The organism is Micromonospora sp. NPDC049114, assembly GCF_040648635.1.
Classification (GTDB): Bacteria; Actinomycetota; Actinomycetes; order Mycobacteriales; family Micromonosporaceae; genus Micromonospora.
Genome location: NZ_JBEZEA010000001.1, coordinates 1,243,179 through 1,262,570, shown reverse-complemented (window position 1 = coordinate 1,262,570; position 19,392 = coordinate 1,243,179). Strand labels below are relative to the sequence as shown.

Here is a 19,392-nt window from a genome sequence, read left to right as displayed (position 1 = left end):
GACGAGGCACAACAGCGTGACAGCAAAATTCGACCATTCTGCTGTTCATTTCTTTCATCCAGGTGACGTACGATTGCGGCCGTGACCAAGCGGTTGACTGAAGTTGCCAAGAAGGCGGGCGTCAGCGAGGCCACCGTCAGTCGGGTGCTCAACGGCCGGGACGGGGTCTCCGAGACGACCCGGACGGCGGTGCTGACCGCGCTGGACGTGCTCGGCTACGAGCGGCCGACCAAGCTGCGCGGGGAGCGGGCCCGGCTGGTCGGGCTGGTGCTGCCCGAGCTGCAGAACCCGATCTTCCCGGCGCTCGCCGAGGTGGTCACCGGGACCCTTGCCCAGCGGGGCTACACCCCGGCGCTCTGCGCCCGCACCATCGGTGGCGTGTCCGAGATGGACTACGTGGAGATGCTCCTCGACCACCAGGTCTCTGGCGTGATCTTCGCGGGTGGCTCGTACGCGCTCGCCGACGCCAAGCACGACCACTACCGGCGGCTCACCGATCGGGGCCTTCCCGTGGTCCTGGTTAACGCCGGTGTGGACGAGTTGGGCTTTCCCCGGGTCTCCACCGATGACGCGGTGGCGGTGGAGCAGGCGTACGGACACCTGCGTTCGCTCGGCCACGAGCGGATCGGGATGGTGCTCGGCCCCGAGGGGCACGTGCCGTCCCGTCGCAAGCTGGACGCCATGGTCCAGGCCGCGGGTTGGGGCGACGCCGAGCGGGAGTGCGTCGAGCGATCCAGCTTCTCGATGGAGGGCGCGCGGGTCGCCGCGACGAAACTGGTCGAGCGCGGCGTGACCGGCATCATCTGCGCGAGCGACGTGCTGGCCCTGGGCACCATCCGAGCCGCCCGGCGGTTGGGTCGCGCGGTGCCGGCGGACATCTCGGTGGTGGGCTTCGACGACTCGGCGTTCATGACCTGCACCGACCCGCCGCTGACCACCGTGCGGCAGCCGATCGAGACGATGGGGCAGGCCGCGGTGGACCTGCTGGTCACCCAGATCGAGGGTGCCGGCGTCCTGCAGGACGAGCTGCTGTTCGAGCCGGAGCTGGTGGTTCGCGGCTCCACGGCGCCCGCGCCCGGCCGCTGAGCGTGCCCCTGTCGTACTAGACCGACCGCCCACCGGCCGTCGACCGCTTCCCGCGGTCGGCGGCCGGTTTTTCGTGGTCGTCCGCAGCGCGGCGATCACTGCCGGATCACCCGTGGGCCAGAGCGGCCGGAAAGCCATCAAACCCGGCGCAAAACACGTCACTGTCGGTGTCTGCCGTAACTATGTCGTGTCTTTTCAAAACCCCGTCGACACCTTGCTGAAATGAGTCGCCCTCGTTACAGTGACTCCACTCACACCTGGCTCCGGCGCAGCTACAGGGCGTCAGGTCGCATCACCGCAGATCAGCGCATCTCATGGAGACACCCGTTCCCGAAGGGATGGACAGATGTCCGTACCGCAATACCGAAGGGCTGCGGCGCTGGCGCTCGTGGCCGGCCTGGGGTTCAGCCTCACGGCATGCTCCACGAAGAGCGACGACAAGGACACGACCGCCGGCGGCAAGGTCACCATCACCGTCGACTGCCAGCCGGTCGGCGCCCAGAAAGAGCTGTTGAAGAACTGGAACGACGACGTCGTCGAGTTCCAGAAGCAGAACCCGGACATCGTCGTCAAGAGCGTGAGCGTCGGCGAGCAGTGCAACAACCCGCCGGACTTCACCGCCCGCCTCGCCGGCGGCACGGTGACCGACGTGTTCTACGGGTACATGACCGATCTCCAGCAGGTGCTCGACTCCGGCCAGGCGATGGACATCACCGGTGTCGTCAACAAGGACACGATCCCCACCTGGGACAGCGTCGACCCGGCGCTCAAGGAGGCCTTCACCGACGGCGGCAAGCTGTACGCCGTCCCGGTGAAGAACTACTCGATGGGCCTGGTCTACAACAAGGTCCTGTTCGAAAAGGCCGGGCTCGACGTCAACAACCCGCCCAAGACCTGGGCCGACGTCCGGGCCGCCGCCAAGAAGATCTCCGCCCTCGGCAACGGCATCGCCGGCTACTCCGAGTACAGCGCCGGCAACACCGGCGGCTGGCACTTCACCTCGCTGCTCTACTCGCAGGGCGGCCAGGTGCTGACCCCGGACGGCAAGAAGGCCGACTTCAACAACGCGATGGGCAAGCAGGTCCTGCAGAACATCAAGGACATGCGGTACGGCGACAACAGCATGGGCTCCCGCCAGCTGCTCCAGTGGGGTGACCTGCTGACCAACGCCGGAGCGGGCAAGGTCGGCATGTTCATCGGCGCCCCGGACGCCACCCAGGCGATCGTCAGCCAGTTCCAGGGCAAGTTCCAGGACTGGGCGATGGCTCCGCTGCCCGGCCAGGACGGTCCGGCGAAGGGCACGCTCGGCGGCGGCGAGGGCTACTTCTTCAAGAAGGACCTGTCTCCGGAGCAGGTCAAGGCCGGTCTGAAGTGGATCGCCTACCAGAAGCTCACGCCGGGCAAGGGTCAGTTCGACTACGTCCGGGCGAAGCCGCAGAACTACCCGGTGGGTCTGCCCCAGCCGTTGCTGTTCGCCAACGGCAGCGACGCGCAGAAGCAGGAACTCGAACTGCGTAAGGCGAACGCGAACGTCGACACCGCGAACTTCGCGATCTTCGAGGCGACTCCGGTGCCGATCAAGGGTGAGCCCCGCAACGCGCAGGCGATCTACGCGGTCCTCGACGCCGCGATGTCCGGGGTGCTGACGAACCCGAACGCGAACATCGACGCGCTGCTCAAGACGGCCGAAGAGAAGGTCAACCAGCTCCTGGCCGCCGAGAGCTGACCGGCAGGTGTGGGGGCCGGTCAGCCGGCCCCCACACCCGGCGCCGCACCGTCCGCGTCACTGACTTCCGCAGGAGTTGCCTTGGCGATCACCGCCGTCCCCCAGGCCCCCAGGAAACCGGGTCGCCCGATGTCGCCGTACGCGACAGGGCCGCAGCGCACGAGCCTCGGCCGCAAGGTACGGGACAACCTCACCGGGCACGCGTTCCTGATCGGCGCCGTGCTCTGCTTCGTGGTCTTCTCCTGGTACCCGATGGTCCGCGGCATCGTCATGAGCTTCCAGCGGACCAGGCGCGGCGAGACGACCTGGGTGGGCTGGGACAACTACTCCCGTCTCATCGCCGACCCCAGCTTCTGGCCCGCCTGGAAGAACACGCTCTACTTCACGGTGCTCGCGCTCGTGCTCGGCTACGCGGTGCCGTTCTTCGTGGCGATCCTGCTCAACGAGTTCCGCCACGCCAAGGGATACCTGCGGGTCCTGGTCTACCTGCCGGTCATGCTGCCGCCGGCCTCGGCGCTGTTCCTCTTCAAGTTCTACGCGTACGACCCCAGCGAGGCGGGGCTGTTCAACGCGATCCTGAAGGCACTGCACCTGCCCACCTCGCAGTGGATGCAGTCACCGGAGATGACGATGCCGGCGATGGTGATCGCGTCCACCTGGATGAACATGGGTGGCGCGGTGCTGATCTACCTGGCGTCGTTGCAGAACATTCCCGGTGAGCTGTACGAGGCGGCGGAGCTCGACGGCGCGGGGATCTGGCGGCGGATCCGCCACGTCACGATCCCGCAGACCCGGCTGATCCTCGCGCTCCTGGCGATGCTGCAGATCGTCGCCACGATGCAGCTCTTCATCGAGCCGCTGATCCTCGCCAACGGCGCGGGCGCCGAGGATTCCGCGACCTCGGTGGCGTACCTCATCTACCAGCACGGGTTCTTCCAGAACGACCTCAACGGCGCCGCCGCGCTGGGCGTGATCATGCTCGTGGTGCTGGCCGGCTTCTCCGCCGTCTACGTGCGACTGACTGCGAAACAGGACTAGGACGGCGGCCAATGGCACAGGATTCCGGTACCCGGACCCTCATCTCCCACTCCCAGCTGAGCCGGGGGCGCGGCAAGGTCATCTACTGGACGCTGCTCGTGGTCGTCGTCGCGGGTTTCACGCTCGTCTTCCTCGGGCCCCTCTACTGGATGGTCACCGGCGCGCTCAAGTCCGGCCAGGAGATCGCGCAGACGCCGCCGTCGCTGTTCCCGAAGGACCCGCAGCCGCAGAACTACATCGACGCGTGGAACAACCTGGCCCTCGCCAAGCTGCTGTTCAACACGTTCTACTACGCCATCGGGGCGGTGCTGTTCCAACTCGTCCTCGACAGCGCCGCCGCGTACTCCCTGTCGAAGCTCCGGCCGATCTTCGGCAACACGATCCTCGCCCTGATGCTGGGCACCCTGATGATCCCGGCGATGGTCCTCATCGTTCCGCAGTACGTGACGGTGCTCGACCTGCCGATCCTGCACATCAACCTGCTCGACTCGCCGTTCGCGATCTGGCTGCCGATGGTCGCGAACGCCTTCAACATCTTCCTGTTGAAGCGGTTCTTCGACTCGATCCCGGAGGAGTTGATGGCCGCCGCCCTGATGGACGGGGCGTCGTCGCTGCGCACGCTCTGGTCGATCATCCTGCCGCTGTCGCGTCCCATTCTCGGCGTCGTCTCGATCTTCGCCGTGACCGCGGTCTGGAAGGACTTCCTCTGGCCGAAGCTGGTCATGCCGTCGCCCGAGACCCGGACGGTGAGTGTCGGCATCTACACCTTCGCCGGTGGTACGCCGATGAACGTGGTGATCGCCGCGTCGGTCATCGCCGCCATCCCGACTGTCATCATCTTCCTGATCTTCCAACGGAACATCATGTCCGGTCTGACCACGGGCGGCATCAAGGGATAGCCCACGACCGCATCCACCCGCGCGACGAACGACGACAGTTCGTCCCGACACATATCTCCCTGCGGCGAACCCGCCGACGTACTGACGCAGAAAGCAGGTGCTCGTGTCCACAGCTGACAGAAGTCCGTGGTGGCGTGGAGCCGTGATCTACCAGGTGTATCCCCGGAGCTTCGCCGACGGCAACGGCGACGGCATCGGTGACATCGCCGGCATCCGGTCCCGGTTGAACCACCTGTCCGCGCTCGGCGTCGACGCGATCTGGTTCAGCCCCTGGTACCCGTCGCCGATGGCCGACGCCGGGTACGACGTGTCCGACTACCGCGACATCGATCCGGTCTTCGGCACGCTCGCCGAGGTGGAGGCGCTGATCGCGGAGGCGCACGACCTCGGCATCCGGACGATCGTCGACGTGGTGCCCAACCACTGCTCCGACGCGCACCCGTGGTTCCAGGCCGCGCTGGCCGGCGGCCCGGGAGCGCCCGAACGGGACCTGTTCTGGTTCCGTCCCGGCCGGGGCCCGAACGGTGACCAGCGGCCCACCGACTGGGTCGGCGAGTTCGGCGGCGAGACCTGGACCCGCACCACCAACCCGGACGGCACGCCCGGTGACTGGTACCTGCACCTGTTCGCCCCCCAGCAGCCGGACTTCAACTGGGACCACCCCCGTGTGCGGGCCGAATTCGAGGACATCCTGCGGTTCTGGTTCGACCGGGGCGTCGACGGCATCCGGATCGACTCCGCCGGCCTGCTGGTGAAGGACGGGACGCTGCCCGAGGTCGAGCCGGACCGGCCGCACCCGTTCCACGACCTGGACGGGGTGCACGACATCTACCGGGGCTGGCGTCGCGTCGCCGACGAGTACGCCGACCGGGCGCTGATCGGTGAGGTGTGGCTGCCGGACCGGCAGCGGTTCGCCAACTACCTGCGCCCCGACGAGCTGCACGCGGCGTTCAACTTCGACTTCCTCGGTTGCGCGTGGGACGCCTCGGCGCTGCGCGAGAGTATCGACGGGACGCTCAGCGCGCACGCGCCGGTCAACGCGCCGGCCACCTGGGTGCTCTCCAACCACGACGTGACGCGGCACGTCACCCGCTACGGCCGGGCGGACACCACGTTCAGCTTCGCTGCCAAGCGCGAGGGGATCCCCACCGACCTGGAGCTGGGCACCCGCCGGGCCCGGGCCGCCGCGCTGCTGTCCCTGTCGCTGCCCGGCGCCGCCTACGTCTATCAGGGCGAGGAGCTGGGGCTCTGGGAGGTCGAGGACATCCCGTACGCGCTGCGGCAGGACCCGATGTGGGAACGCTCCGGTCGAATCGACCCCGGTCGCGACGGCTGCCGCGTGCCGCTGCCCTGGGCCGGGGACGAGCCGCCGTTCGAGTTCAGCCCCGAGGGTGCCGCCGCGCCGTGGCTGCCCCAGCCGGCCGACTGGAAGGACCGCACGGCGCTGGCGCAGACCGGCGACGCGGCCTCGATGCTGGAGCTGTACCGGGCGGCGATCCACCTCCGGCGGGCCGAGGCGGCGCTCGGCGACGGTGAGCTGACGTGGCTGCCCGCCCCGGACGGGGTGCTGGCGTTCAGCCGCGGCGGTGGCTTCCGCTGCCTGGTCAACCTCACCGACGGTGCGGTGCCGCTGCCCGCCGACGGGGAGTTGCTGCTGGCCAGCGGCCCTCTCGACGACGGTCTGCTGCCGTCGGACACGGCCGTCTGGCTGCGTACCCCCGAAGAGGTGGACGGACCGCGCGCGGACGCCGCCGCCCTGACCTGATCCGACCGACGTGGTGCCGGCGGTCCCGTCCCGACCGCCGGCACCGCACCACCCGAGCACCGCGCCCGAGGAGGGAGTACGAGGGACCGCTACGCCGCACCGACACGGGGGACCTGGCCTGCCTGACGAAAGGGAGAGCGCAGCTCATGGCCAACCACACCACCGCCACCCCGCACCACCTCCGACACCCGGCGCGCGCCGGGCTGGCCGCGATCGCCGCCACCCTGCTCGCCGCCACCTCGCTGACCGTCCTCGCGGTCACCGGCAGTGCCACCCCGGCCTCGGCGGCGGGGTTGTCCCCCTTCGACATCTCCGGCCGTGGGGCCACCGTCCCGTTTCTCGAACAGGAAGCCGAGAAGGCCGCTCACAACGGCACGAAGATCGGCCCGGACCGGCGCTACGGCACGCTGCCGTCGGAGGCGTCCGGCCGCGAGGCGGTCACCCTCGACGCCGTCGGCGAGTACGTCGAGTTCACGCTCACCGCCCCGGCCAACGCGGTCACCTTCCGGCACAGCCTGCCGGACAGCCCCTCCGGCACCGGCCGGGACGCCGCCCTCGACCTGCGGGCCAACGGCACGCTGCTGAAGTCGGTGCCGGTGACGTCGAGGTACGGCTGGTACTACGGCGGATACCCGTTCAACAACAACCCGGGCGACACGAACCCGCACCACTTCTACGACGAGACCCGGACGATGTTCGGCACCACCTACCCGGCCGGTACGAAGATCCGGTTCCAGGTCTCCTCGACCGCCCAGTCGCCGTCCTTCACGATCGACCTGGCGGACTTCGAGCTGGTCGCTCCGGCGATCGCCAAACCCTCCGGTGTCATCGACGTGGTCACTGACTTCGGCGCCGACCCGAGCGGCGCGACCGATTCGACAGCGAAGTTCCAGGCCGCGGTCGACGCCGGAAAGGCCCAGGGCCGCGCCGTCTGGATCCCGACCGGCACGTTCACCCTCTGGGACCACGTCGTGGTCGACGGGGTGACCCTGCGCGGCGCGGGCCCGTGGTATTCGGTGCTCGGCGGGCGGCACCCCACCGACCGCAAGCGGGCCGCCGGCATCTACGGCAAGTACGTCCCCGGCGGCGGCTACACGGGTGAGATCCGGTCGCACGAGGCCGGCGGGCCGAGCCGCAACGTCACGCTGCGGGACTTCGCCATCATCGGCGACATCCGCGAACGGGTGGACGAGGACCAGGTCAACGCCCTGGGCGGGGCGATGACCAACTCGGTGGTGGACAACCTGTGGCTGGAGAACACCAAGGTCGGGGCGTGGATGGACGGCCCGATGGACAACTTCACCATCCGCAACAGCCGGATCCTGGACCAGACCGCCGACGGGGTGAACTTCCATACCGGCGTCACCAACTCGACGGTGACCAACACGTTCGTGCGCAACACCGGCGACGACGCCCTGGCGATGTGGGCGCAGAGCGTGCCGAACGTCAACAACTCGTTCACGCACAACACCATCGGCGTGACGCTGCTGGCGAACCACCTGGTCAGCTACGGCGGCCGGGACATCAAGATCACCGACAACGTGACCGCCGACTCGCTCACCAACGGCGGTGGCATCCACGTCGCCAACCGCTACCCGGGCGTGCAGGGTGACACCGCGGTCCGGGGCACCTGGACGATCGCCCGGAACACGCTGATCCGCAACGGCAACTCGGACTACAACTGGAACTTCGGCGTCGGGGCGATCTGGTTCTCCGCCCTCAACGAGGCGTTCAGCCAGGCCACCATCAACATCACCGACACCGACATCCTGGACAGCTCGTACGCCGCGCTGCACTGGATCGAAGGCCAGACCAGCGGGATCAACCTCACCAACGTACGGATCGACGGCGCCGGCACGTACGCGCTCCAGGTGCAGGCGCCCAGTCAGGTGTCGTTCACGAACGTGCGGGCCACCAACATCGCGCAGAGCAACCCGATGCACAACTGCGTGGGCGGCGGCTTCCAGATCACCCAGGGCTCCGGCAACTCGGGCTGGTACACCCCGACCCCGTACTGCGGCCCGTGGCCGGAGCCGCAGTGGGGTGGCGGCCCCAGCACCCCGCCGACCACCGGCCCCACCACCCCGCCACCGACCACCGCACCCCCGACCACGCCGCCCCCGACCACGCCGCCGCCCACCGGCGGGAACCTGGCGCTGAACCGGTCGACGACCGCGACCAGCACCAACCAGAGCTACTCGGCGGGCAACGCCGTCGACGGCAACGCGGCCACCTACTGGGAGAGCGCCAACAACGCCTTCCCGCAGTCGATCACCGTGGACCTGGGTGCGGTCCGCTCGGTCGACCGGGTGGTGCTCAAGCTGCCCGCCGGCTGGGAGCAGCGCACCGAGACGCTGTCGGTGCTGGGCTCCACCGACGGCTCGTCGTACGCCACGCTGGCGTCGTCCGCCGGTCGGGTCTTCGCCCCGGGCACGGGCAACACCGTGTCGATTCCGCTGCCCTCCGGTGACCGCCGCTACGTCCGGGTCACCGTCACCGGCAACACCGGCTGGCCGGCCGCCCAGCTCAGCGAGGTCGAGGTGTACGGGGGAACCGCCACCACGCCGCCGCCGACCACCGCACCCCCGACGACGGCCCCGCCGACCACCGCCCCGCCGACGACGCCCCCGCCCAGTGGCAACCTCGCCGCCGGACGGTCGATCACCGAGACCAGCCACTCCGACGTGTACGCCGCGCCCAACGCGGTGGACGGCAACGCCAACACCTACTGGGAAAGCGCCAACAACGCCTTCCCGCAGTCGCTGACGGTGGACCTGGGCGCCACCCGTTCGGTGTCCCGGGTCGTGCTGAAGCTGCCGCCGTCGTCCGCGTGGCAGACCCGTACGCAGACGCTGTCGGTGCTCGGCTCCACGAACGGCTCGACCTTCAGCACCCTGAAGTCGTCCGCCGGCTACACCTTCAACCCGGCCAGCGGCAACACGGTCACCGTGACCTTCACGGCGACCAGCCAGCGGTACCTGCGGCTGACCGTCACCGGCAACACCGGCTGGCCCGCCGGCCAGCTCAGCGAGTTCGAGGTCTACTCCAGCTAGGCCGACGGCCCCCGCCCGAGCGGGGCGGGGGCCACCGGTCGGGAGCCCGGCGCAGCGCGGCGCCGGCCCGCCCACACCCGTCCCGCACCGCACCGTCCCCCACCTGTCGCGGCACGACGGGCGTACCCCTGCACCCGTCACCGGGCAACGCACCCCACACCACCCCCGAAAGAGGTGTAGCCACCGATGTCCAGAAACGGCACCACCCGAGGCACCCCGCGAACCGGCTCGCCCGGTTCCGCCCACCCGGGCGGCCGAGCGCCGGCCCGCCGGCGGCTGCTCGCCGGCGCACTCGCCGGACTGCTCCTCGCCGCCGTTCCCGCCGTCACCCCCGCGACCGCGGCACCGGCAGCGACGCCCGCCTCCGCCCCGGCGGGCTCCGCCCGCGCGGCCCTGCTCGCCGGGCTCTCGGCCACCATGAGCGCCAGCAGCTACAACCAGAACTACGTGGCGGGCAACGCCAACGACGGCAACGCCACGACCTACTGGGAGAGCGCCAACAACGCGTTCCCGCAGTGGATCCAGGCCGACCTGGGCGCCACCGTCAGCGTGGACCGGGTGGTGCTCAAGCTGCCGCCCTCGGCGGACTGGCAGACCCGCACCCAGACCCTGTCGGTGCTCGGATCCACCAACGGCTCGACCTTCAGCACCCTGAAGTCGTCCGCCGACTACACCTTCAACCCGAGCAGCGGCAACACCGCGACCGCCAGCTTCACCGCCACCAGCACCCGTTACGTGCGGGTGCAGGTCACCGGCAACACCGGCTGGCCGGCCGCACAGTTCTCCGAGGTGGAGGTGTACGGCGCCAGCGGCAGCACCGACACCCAGGCGCCGAGCGCCCCCGGCAACCTGGCGTACACCCAGCCCGCCAGCGGGCAGATCCGGCTCACCTGGTCGGCGTCGAGCGACAACGTCGGGGTGACCGGCTACGACGTCTACGCCAACGGCGCGCTGCGCGGCAGCGTCAGCGGCTCGACGCTGACGTACACCGACAGCCAGGCGGACACCGCCACGGTCTCGTACTACGTGCGGGCCAAGGACGCGGCCGGCAACCAGTCGTCGAACAGCAACACGGTGACCCGTACCGGCACCGGCAACCCGACCGGGACCAACCTGGCGGTCGGCAAGCCGATCACCGCGTCCGGCTTCGTGCACACGTTCGTGGCGACGAACGCCAACGACAACAACGTGGCCACCTACTGGGAGGGCAACGGCAACCCGAGCACGCTGACCGTGCAGCTCGGTGCGAACGCCAGCCTCAGCCAGGTCGTGTTGAAGCTCAACCCGGACTCGGCGTGGGGCACGCGTACCCAGAACATCACAGTCCTCGGCCGGGACCAGGGCTCGTCGACCTTCACCACGCTCGTCGGCGCGACGAACTACACCTTCAACCCGGGCAGCGGCAACACGGTGACCATCCCGGTCTCCGCGACCGCCGCCGACGTGCGGCTCTCGATCGCCTCGAACACCGGCGCCCCGGCCGGCCAGGTAGCCGAGTTCCAGGTCTTCGGCACTGCCGCGCCGAACCCGGACCTCACCGTGACGGGCATGTCGTTCAGCCCGTCCGCGCCCGTGGAGACCAGCACCGTCACGCTCTCCGCGACCGTGCGGAACGCCGGCTCGGCGGCCTCCGCCGCGACCACCGTCAACTTCTACCTGGGCTCCACGCGGGTCGGCACCGCGTCGGTCGGTGGCCTCGCGGCCGGCGCGTCGACCACCGTCAGCGCCAGCATCGGCACCCGCGACGCGGGCAGCTACCCGCTCAGCGCGAAGGTCGACGAGTCGAACACCGTCGTCGAGACCGACGACACCAACAACAGCTACACCAACCCCAGCCCGCTGGTGGTCAGCGCGGTCGCCACCAGTGACCTGGTCTCCTCGGCGGTCGCCTGGTCGCCGGGTAACCCGTCGGCCGGCAACACCGTCACGTTCTCCGTGTCGATCCGCAACGCCGGCAGCGTGGCGTCCGCGTCCGGCGCGCACGGCATCACCCTCACCGTGCTCAACGAGTCCGGCACGGTCGTGCGTACGCTGACCGGCTCGTACTCCGGTGTGATCAACGCCGGGGCCACCGTCGGCCCGGTCAACCTGGGCACCTGGACGGCCGCGAACGGCAAGTACACCGTCCGGGTCGTGCTCGCCGCCGACGCCAACGAGCTGCCGGTCAAGCAGACCAACAACAGCAGCGACCGTCCGCTCTTCGTCGGGCGCGGCGCCAACATGCCGTACGACATGTACGAGGCCGAGGACGGCGTGGTCGGCGGCGGCGCGGCAGTCGTGGGCCCGAACCGGACCGTCGGCGACCTGGCCGGTGAGGCATCCGGCCGGCGTGCGGTGACCCTCAACTCGACCGGCAGCTACGTCGAGTTCACCACCCGGGCCAGCACCAACACGCTCGTCACCCGCTTCTCCATCCCGGACGCGTCCGGCGGCGGGGGCATCAACTCGACGCTCAACATCTACGTCAACGGCACCTTCCACAAGGCCATCGACCTGACGTCCCGCTACGCCTGGCTGTACGGCAACGAAACCAGCCCGGGCAACTCGCCGAGCGCGGGCGGACCGCGGCACATCTACGACGAAGCCAACGTCATGCTCAACTCGACAGTGCCGGCCGGCAGCAAGATCCGCCTCCAGAAGGACGCGGCCAACACCACCAACTACGCGATCGACTTCATCAACACCGAGCAGGTCTCGCCGATCGCGAACCCGGACTCGGCCCGCTACGTGACGCCGGCCGGCTTCACCCACCAGGACGTGCAGAACGCCCTGGACCGGGTGCGGATGGACACCACCGGCAACCTGATCGGGGTGTACCTGCCCGCCGGCAACTACTCCACCTCGTCGAAGTTCCAGGTGTACGGCAAGGCGGTCAAGGTGACCGGCGCCGGGCCCTGGTACACCCGGTTCAACGCCCCCTCCGGCCAGGACAACACCGACATCGGCTTCCGGGCCGAGAACTCGGCGGCCGGATCGTCGTTCGCGAACTTCGCCTACTTCGGCAACTACACCTCGCGCATCGACGGCCCGGGCAAGGTGTTCGACTTCGCCAACGTGTCGAACATCGTGATCGACAACATCTGGGCCGAGCACCAGGTCTGCCTCTACTGGGGCGCCAACACCGACTACATGACGATCAAGAACTCGCGGATCCGCAACCTGTTCGCCGACGGCATCAACATGACCAACGGCAGCACCAACAACCTGGTCAGCAACAACGACGCCCGGGCCACCGGCGATGACAGCTTCGCGCTGTTCTCGGCGATCGACGCGGGCGGCGCGGACATGCGGGACAACATCTACGAGAACCTGTCGTCGACCCTGACCTGGCGGGCCGCCGGTGTGGCCGTCTACGGCGGCTACGGCAACACGTTCCGCAACATCTACATCGCGGACACGCTCGTCTACTCCGGCATCACCATCAGCTCGCTCGACTTCGGCTACCCGATGAACGGCTTCGGCGCGAGCCCGCCGACCCGTTTCGAGAACATCTCGATCGTCCGGGCCGGTGGGCACTTCTGGGGCGCGCAGACCTTCCCGGCGATCTGGGTCTTCTCCGCCTCGAAGGTGTTCCAGGGCATCAGGGTCAGCGACGTGGACATCGTCGACCCGACCTACAGCGGCATCATGTTCCAGACCAACTACGTCGGTGGGCAGCCGCAGTTCCCGGTCACCGACACGGTCTTCACCAACATTTCGATCAGCGGCGCCCGCAAGAGCGGTGACGCCTACGACGCGAAGTCCGGCTTCGGTATCTGGGTGAACGAGATGCCCGAGTCCGGGCAGGGGCCGGCCGTCGGGTCGGTGACCTTCAACAACCTGCAGTTGAGCAACAACGCGGTGGACATCCGCAACACCACGTCGACCTTCACCATCAACCGCAACTGAGCTAGCCGGTAGCCGACGCCGTCGGGGGGTCCCACCCTCCCGGCGGCGTCGTGCCGTGCCGGCCCTCGCCCGCGGCGAACCGGGCCGCGCCGGCCGCCGCGTCGGTGGCCAGCGAATCCATCCCGTACGCCAGTTCGGTCGCCAGCGCCTCGGCCTCGGGACGTCCAGCGCCGGCCAGCACGGCCGCCCGGTCGTTGCGCAGGCAGGTCTGGGGATGCCTGGCGATCGCCGCGGCCAGCTCCTCGGCCGCCGCCCGCGCCTGGCCCGGCGGCACCACCCGGTTGACCAACCCCATGGCGTACGCCTCGTCGGCCGGCACCGCCCGCCCGGTGAGGATCAGGTCCATCGCGCGGCTCTCCCCGATCAACCGGGGCAGCCGGACCGTCCCGCCGTCGATGAGCGGCACTCCCCAGCGACGGCAGAACACCCCGAGCGTGGCGTCGGACTCGGCGACCCGCAGGTCGCACCAGAGCGCCAGCTCCAAGCCGCCGGCCACCGCGTACCCGGAGATCGCCGCGATCACCGGCTTGCTGAGCGCCATGCGGGTCGGACCCATCGGGCCGTCTCCCTCCGGCTCGACCCGATTGCCGCTGGGCGTGCCGATCGCCTTGAGGTCGGCGCCCGAGCAGAACGTGCCACCGGCACCCCAGAGCACGGCCACCGCCGCCGTCGGGTCGGCCTCAAAGGCCCGAAAGGCATCCGCCAGGGCCCGCGCGGTAGGCCCGTCCACAGCGTTCCGAGCCTCCGGACGATCCACGATCACCGTGCTGACGGCCCCCACCCGCTCCACCCGCACACCCATCCCCCCAGCATCCCCCCGAACCTCCCACCCCCGCACCCCCACACCCGCCCCGTCGATCTTGCACTTTCGGTCGGCGGATCGCGGCTTGTGCCCTGGTTCGTCGGGACAGAAAGTGCAAGATCGGCGCGTACGGGGACGCGGCAGGTTTGTCGCCGGTGGTCGGTTTGTGATGGCGATCGCCGGGAAGTCGGTACCTGTGCGAGCGCTATTGACGAAAGTTGAGCAGGACTCCCGGCTGGACCGCACGGGAGACCGTCTGCAGAAGGTGGTTCTCGGGACGCTGCGTCCGCGGCGGCTGCGGGACCTGCTGCACGGCGTGACGTTGGGGCATCCGCTGCATCCGGCGATGGTGCAGGTGCCGGTCGGCGCGTGGATCAGCGCCGCCGTGCTGGACCTGATGCCGGGGCAGCGCCGGCCGGCCACCGTGCTGGTCGGCCTGGGCACGGTCAGCGCGCTGCCGGCGGCGGTCGCCGGTCTGAACGACTGGGCGGCGCTCTCCCGGGACCAGCGCCGGGTCGGCCTGGTGCACGCCGCAGCGAACACCGTCGGCGTGGGTCTCTACGCCGGCTCGTTGGCGGCGCGGCTGTCCGGGCGGCACGGTGTCGGTCGGGCGCTCGGTTTCCTCGGCCTCTCCGCCGTGAGCCTCGGCGCGTACATCGGAGGCCACCTGGCGTACAAGCAGGGCGCCCAGGTCAACCAGAGCGTGTCCGAGCTGCACCGGATGAGCGACGGCTGGCACTCACTTGCCGACATGGCCACCCTGCCGCAGCGCACACTGATCACCCGGGAGGTCGACGATGACATCTCGGTGATCCTCTACCGCCACGGTGACGAGGTCACCGTGATGCTGGAGCGCTGCCCGCACCAGAGCGGACCGCTCGGCGAGGGCGAGGTCCAGGAGATCGACGGCCACGCCTGCGTGGTCTGTCCGTGGCACGGCAGCGCTTTCCGGCTCAACGGCGGCGAGGTCGTGCAGGGGCCCTCCGGCAACGACCAGCAGATCCTGCCGACCCGCATCCAGGACGGCGTCCTGCAGACCCGCCTGCCCTGACACGCTCCGCTGAGCGTGGCCGGACGGCGTCGGTGTTCCCGCGCGCCGTCGGGCTGGTGTGGCCCTCATCGAATGCCGTCGGCGTCTCCGCGCGGTCGGGCTGGTGTTGCTGTCATTGGATGCCGTCGGCATCTCCGCGCCGCCGGAGCGGTGTTGGTCTCGGCTGACATACCTCAGAGTCATAGATATACCTCTGAGGTATGTCGCTCTTCAGGCCGCGTGCCGCCGCGTGGCCGGTCAGCTTCGTCGGTGTCGACCGGTCGATGGCTCGTCCGGCACGGCATCCCAGCCGGACCCGTCGGCACCCAATCCGTGCTGGTCACGGCCGGTCCAGCCGGCCTGACCCGTCGAGCCCGCCGGGCCAGCCCAGCCCTCCTCGCCGGTCCGGGCCGGCACGCCGCTGGGGGCCGGGCCTCCGGTCGGCGGTGCCGTGCTCTCGGTGGCGGCTGCCGCACGGCTGGCGGCCCACGCGGCGCCGCTGCTCCGACGACCACTGCGGGAGCTGCCGCTGCTCCGACCCGCGCCGCGTCGGGGTGCGCGGGCAGCCGCGGCCATCCGGGGGGCGGCACCGGCGGTGGCGGGACGGCGGCGCAGCCCGAGAACCGCGCCGATCTGTGCACCCACGATGCTCGCCACGGCCAGCACGGCGGAGACCGCGAGCGGTCGGTTCACCCGGTCGGTGGTTGCGGCCCGAGCCGCGCCGACTGTCATCGGGGGTACCTGACCTGTCGACTCCGTACCGCCGGGGGGCGCCTGTTCCGCCCGCTCCGGCGCGGTCCGCTCGGGGGCCGGCCGCTGAGCCGGCGGCTTGGGCGCGGCGGGCCGGCCGACGAGTTTGCCTGTGGCGTGCGTGCGGGCGCCCTGGTCGGCGGCCTCCGTCGGCAGCCGGAGCAGTTGGCCGGGGCGAATCCGGTCCGGGTCGTCCAGCCGGTTCAGCTTGGCGAGCTGTCGATAGTCGCCGAACTCGTCGAGGTACCGCTCGGCCACCTCGCCGAGGTAGTCGCCCCGCGCCACGCGATACACCGGCGCCGCCTGGTCACCGGCGCTCGGCCCACCCGGCGCGACCAGCCCGAGCGGCCCGCTGCCCGTCGTCGCGAGCGGCCCGCTACCGGCCATCCCGAGCGCCCCACCGTCGGGCAGCCGGGCGGCGCTGCTCGAAGCGCTCGACTGGGCGTACGCCGGACCGGTGTAGACCGCCGCGGCGCTGGCGGCGGCCGGGCTGGCGGCGAGGATCAGCGCGACCGAACCGACAAGCGCGGCGGCGGCCTTCTGCTGGCGGCTCATCCCCGGCAACTTCGGCGCCGGTCGGCGCAGAATCTGCGCACCCAGCTCCACCACCACGGAGAAGGCGAACGTGGCCCAGCCGAACCAGCCCGCCAGCGCCAGGGCCCGCAGGAAGAGCTGCCCGTCGTCGCGGCTGGTCAGGACGGTGCCCACCTCGGCGAGGCTGGGCAGATGGTCGGGCAGGGGATTGCCCGCGAAGGCGAGCAGCGCGACCGGCGCACCCGCCACCAGAGCGAAGAGCACGACGAGCGCGCCGACGCCGGTGAGGACGCGTCCGGTCCGCCGTACGACGGACCGACCCGATGCGGACATGGCGGCCTTCCTTCCTACGGTCCTGCGGTGATGGCCCGCGCGGTCGCCTCGCCGGTGACGGTGACCCGGTCGGCGAAGCCGAACAGCCCGAGCATCGAGCGGCGGTAGGTGATCGTGACGCGTACCCGGACGACTGTCTCCCCGGCGATCTGCGGGAAGCTCACGGTGTGGCCGGTGGTGCCGGCTGCGGAGAGGTAGTTGGCGACCGCGACGCGGGCCTGCGGCTGGTCGATCCGCGTCGGCCCGCCCTCGATCGCGGTGGCCCGGTCGATGGCCTGCCCGCCCGCGCGGGCCGCCTCGGCGGCCAGGTTGTCGGCGCGTTGCAGCGTGCGCAGCTGGCCGGCGCCGTCGAACGAGAGCCCCACGATGGCCAGTACGCCGACCATCGCCACCGCCAGGAAGATGCTGACCCGGCCGTGGTCGCCGGAGATCGTCCGGTCGTTCATCCCCGACTCCGGTAGCGGTCCAGTGGTGAGGTGAAGCTGGCCTCGATGCGGTTCTCGCTGGGCATGCCGGGCACCGCCGAGAGGCGCAGATCCCGGAAGGACACCCGGCAGGCGACAGTGACGGTGACCGTCGCGTCCTGGCCGAGCGCGCTGCGGTAGGCCCGGTCGAAGCTGGTGACGGCGCCTCCGACCGTGCCGCTGAACGTCACGGTCGGAGTGCCGGTGCAGTTCAGCCCCCGCCAGTCCAGCTGCTGCTGAGCCGCCTCGCGTGCTTCCTCGCGGGCGTCGGCCGGATTCCGGGAGATCGAGGCGGCGCGGGCCGCGTCGTGTGCTGCGGCGTCGAGGGCCTCCGCCGCCACCGCACTGCGTCCGGCCACTCCGGCCAGCACCATCAGCGCGATGAACGCGGGCGCGAGCACCGCCACCTCGATGGAGACCGAGCCCCGCTCGGCGGGCCGGTTCACGGCGGGGTCACCCGCTCCACCGTCCCGTGCGCGGTCTGCTCCACCTCGAAGTCCACGCCGGGCACCACGGACAGGGACCGGCCGGTCACCGTGCAGGTCACCTCGACATCGGTGGTCACACAGCTCGGGCCGCCGGCCTTGTTCCAGCCCAGCAGCCAGCCGCCGGTGGCGGACAGGAACCGGGTGGCGCTTGCCGTCCCGGCACCGTCGGACGCGTTGTAGAGCCGCTGGGCGTTGACCCCGCTCTGGGCGGCGTTCAACGCCGTCGAACGGGCCAGGAAGACGGCCGAGACCTGGAGCGAGGCGAACAGCAGCACCAGGATCAGCGGCATCACCACGGCCAGCTCCACCGGGTTGGCGCCCCGCTCCCGGTCGCCGGCCACGAGGCGACACCGGGCGGCGTGAACCGCCCGGCGCCACCTTGCGAACGCGGCTCGGCGCATCTGCCGGCTACTTCGGGTTCGTGTGGCTCGGGATGGCCTTCATCCAGTCGTTGGCCTTGCCGAGGGCCAGGCCGGTGACGATTGTCGCCACGAAGACCAGACCGAAGATGATCACGGCGGTCGGTACCGGGCTGTCGCCCCGCTCGCCGTCGCGCCGCAGCTCGGCGAAGCGCGTCGTCACCACGACGTGCAGGTAGGTGAGGATGGACATGGCGTACTCCTTCTCGGGGGTCGGATCAGACACGGGCGATGAACGGATAGACGACGAAGCCGAGCAGCACGAAGACGAGAAGTGCGCCCGGGATGTCGAGTCGGCTGGTCACGCCCTCGGCGCGGGCCAGGTTGTCGGTGCGGATCTGGTCGCGCAGCGAGTCGGCCCGGCTGCGCAGCGTCTCGTGCACCTGCGCACCCTCGCTGCCGGAGGAGCGCATGATCGCGCCGACGTCGCCCAGCTCCGGGATGCCGATCTTGTCGGCGAGGTCACGCAGCTCGTCCCAGGGCGCGTGCATCTGCATCTGGGCGATCCGCAGCGACTCCCGCAGCCTGTCGAACACCCAGCCGTCACAGACCGCTGCGGCCCGCTCCAGCGACTGCACCGGCCCGTGCGCGGCGGAGAGCTGCAGCGCCACCAGATCCAGGTACGTGCAGACGGCCTGGCGGAACTCGTCGCGGGCGGCGTCCGCCTTGGCCAGCACCGAGCGGTGCGCCAGCAGAGCGGCGATCAGCGCCATGCCGAGGCCACCCAGCACCGGTACGACAAGCGGCAGCGAGACGCCGAGCACGAACAGCGCCACCCCGAGCAGCGTCGGCGTGGCCAGTCCGATGAGCGCGGACAGCAGCACCGACAGGGCGTACTGCTCGGGGGTCTGGCCGATCAGGGCGAGCTGCCGGTGCGGCGGTCGCAACCAGCGGGACAGCCCGGTCAGCCAGTCCAACCGGCGGGAGGCGGGAGCGGCCACCCGCCCGGTGCCCGGCGGCTGGTGCAGGCGGCGCAGCGCCGGCCCGAGCGCGGGGGTCGCCGGCACCAGCTCCCGGATCACCAGGAACAGGCCCAACCCGATCGCCGCTCCACCGGACACGGCGACGCCGAGGAGCCAGTTGACGATCACCGCAGGCTCCTTCCGGGGACGGTGGC

Annotated in this window: 14 protein-coding genes and 1 pseudogene; 8 read left to right on the top strand and 7 right to left on the bottom strand. The window is 70.4% G+C overall.

All coding sequences use genetic code 11. From position 1 onward, the window contains the following. The first annotated feature begins 81 nt into the window (after positions 1–81). From AB0B39_RS06010 to AB0B39_RS05980, 7 genes are all read left to right on the top strand, one after another. Positions 82–1,086: a LacI family DNA-binding transcriptional regulator gene (locus tag AB0B39_RS06010; protein WP_357491383.1), complete on the top strand. Its 1,005-nt coding sequence runs from the start codon at positions 82–84 to the stop codon at positions 1,084–1,086. Positions 1,087–1,432: 346 nt separating this feature from the next. Continuing rightward, positions 1,433–2,812, top strand: coding sequence for an extracellular solute-binding protein (locus AB0B39_RS06005; RefSeq protein WP_234583190.1), 1,380 nt, complete (start codon positions 1,433–1,435; stop codon positions 2,810–2,812). A 129-nt stretch (positions 2,813–2,941) separates the two neighbouring features. After that, positions 2,942–3,850, top strand: a complete 909-nt coding sequence (locus tag AB0B39_RS06000; RefSeq protein ID WP_234583191.1) for a sugar ABC transporter permease — start codon at positions 2,942–2,944, stop codon at positions 3,848–3,850. An 11-nt stretch (positions 3,851–3,861) separates the two neighbouring features. After that, entirely contained in the window at positions 3,862–4,749 is an 888-nt protein-coding gene (locus tag AB0B39_RS05995) for a carbohydrate ABC transporter permease (RefSeq protein ID WP_234583192.1), read from the top strand. Between the two features lie 142 nt (positions 4,750–4,891). After that, on the top strand, positions 4,892–6,514 hold the full coding sequence (locus AB0B39_RS05990; RefSeq protein WP_357573619.1) for a glycoside hydrolase family 13 protein: 1,623 nt from the start codon (positions 4,892–4,894) through the stop codon (positions 6,512–6,514). A 146-nt stretch (positions 6,515–6,660) separates the two neighbouring features. Beyond that, complete coding sequence (locus AB0B39_RS05985; RefSeq protein WP_357573618.1) at positions 6,661–9,567, top strand: discoidin domain-containing protein; 2,907 nt, start codon at positions 6,661–6,663, stop codon at positions 9,565–9,567. 186 nt (positions 9,568–9,753) lie between these two features. Further along, positions 9,754–13,455 carry a discoidin domain-containing protein gene (locus tag AB0B39_RS05980; protein ID WP_357573617.1) on the top strand — a complete coding sequence of 1,234 codons (3,702 nt, stop codon included), beginning with the start codon at positions 9,754–9,756 and terminating at the stop codon, positions 13,453–13,455. 1 nt (position 13,456) lies between these two features. On the opposite strand, the gene AB0B39_RS05975 is transcribed toward AB0B39_RS05980, so the two are convergent. After that, entirely contained in the window at positions 13,457–14,257 is an 801-nt protein-coding gene (locus tag AB0B39_RS05975; protein ID WP_357573616.1) for a crotonase/enoyl-CoA hydratase family protein, read from the bottom strand. A 196-nt stretch (positions 14,258–14,453) separates the two neighbouring features. Here AB0B39_RS05975 and AB0B39_RS05970 point away from each other — a divergent pair, with 196 nt between their 5' ends. After that, on the top strand, positions 14,454–15,308 hold the full coding sequence (locus AB0B39_RS05970) for a Rieske 2Fe-2S domain-containing protein (protein WP_234583197.1): 855 nt from the start codon (positions 14,454–14,456) through the stop codon (positions 15,306–15,308). 573 nt (positions 15,309–15,881) lie between these two features. On the opposite strand, the pseudogene AB0B39_RS05965 reads toward AB0B39_RS05970, so the two are convergent. The 6 genes and pseudogenes from AB0B39_RS05965 to AB0B39_RS05940 all read right to left on the bottom strand — a co-directional run. After that, positions 15,882–16,904, bottom strand: a pseudogene (locus AB0B39_RS05965) (LysM domain-containing protein); the annotation flags it as partial. Positions 16,905–16,918: 14 nt separating this feature from the next. Then, positions 16,919–17,350, bottom strand: a complete 432-nt coding sequence (locus AB0B39_RS05960; RefSeq protein WP_357491374.1) for a pilus assembly protein TadG-related protein — start codon at positions 17,348–17,350, stop codon at positions 16,919–16,921. Continuing rightward, positions 17,347–17,814 carry a TadE/TadG family type IV pilus assembly protein gene (locus AB0B39_RS05955; protein ID WP_357573615.1) on the bottom strand — a complete coding sequence of 156 codons (468 nt, stop codon included), beginning with the start codon at positions 17,812–17,814 and terminating at the stop codon, positions 17,347–17,349. Before AB0B39_RS05955 ends, AB0B39_RS05960 begins: the two co-directional genes overlap by 4 nt. Continuing rightward, positions 17,811–18,257, bottom strand: a complete 447-nt coding sequence (locus tag AB0B39_RS05950; RefSeq protein WP_357573614.1) for a TadE family protein — start codon at positions 18,255–18,257, stop codon at positions 17,811–17,813. Before AB0B39_RS05950 ends, AB0B39_RS05955 begins: the two co-directional genes overlap by 4 nt. Before the next feature lie 7 nt (positions 18,258–18,264). Continuing rightward, the gene (locus AB0B39_RS05945; RefSeq protein WP_234583202.1) at positions 18,265–18,468 is read right to left on the bottom strand and encodes a hypothetical protein; all 204 of its coding nucleotides are present in this window, start codon (positions 18,466–18,468) and stop codon (positions 18,265–18,267) included. Between the two features lie 25 nt (positions 18,469–18,493). Further along, positions 18,494–19,363, bottom strand: coding sequence for a type II secretion system F family protein (locus AB0B39_RS05940; protein WP_357573784.1), 870 nt, complete (start codon positions 19,361–19,363; stop codon positions 18,494–18,496). Positions 19,364–19,392: the final 29 nt, after the last annotated feature.

Coding starts and splice junctions, on each gene's coding strand:
- AB0B39_RS05985 (WP_357573618.1), top strand. CDS start 6,661: ATGGCCAACCACACCACCGCCACCCCGCACCACCTCCGACACCCGGCG.
- AB0B39_RS05980 (WP_357573617.1), top strand. CDS start 9,754: ATGTCCAGAAACGGCACCACCCGAGGCACCCCGCGAACCGGCTCGCCC.
- AB0B39_RS06000 (WP_234583191.1), top strand. CDS start 2,942: ATGTCGCCGTACGCGACAGGGCCGCAGCGCACGAGCCTCGGCCGCAAG.
- AB0B39_RS05950 (WP_357573614.1), bottom strand. CDS start 18,257: ATGCGCCGAGCCGCGTTCGCAAGGTGGCGCCGGGCGGTTCACGCCGCC.
- AB0B39_RS05975 (WP_357573616.1), bottom strand. CDS start 14,257: ATGGGTGTGCGGGTGGAGCGGGTGGGGGCCGTCAGCACGGTGATCGTG.
- AB0B39_RS05960 (WP_357491374.1), bottom strand. CDS start 17,350: ATGAACGACCGGACGATCTCCGGCGACCACGGCCGGGTCAGCATCTTC.
- AB0B39_RS06005 (WP_234583190.1), top strand. CDS start 1,433: ATGTCCGTACCGCAATACCGAAGGGCTGCGGCGCTGGCGCTCGTGGCC.
- AB0B39_RS05945 (WP_234583202.1), bottom strand. CDS start 18,468: ATGTCCATCCTCACCTACCTGCACGTCGTGGTGACGACGCGCTTCGCC.
- AB0B39_RS05995 (WP_234583192.1), top strand. CDS start 3,862: ATGGCACAGGATTCCGGTACCCGGACCCTCATCTCCCACTCCCAGCTG.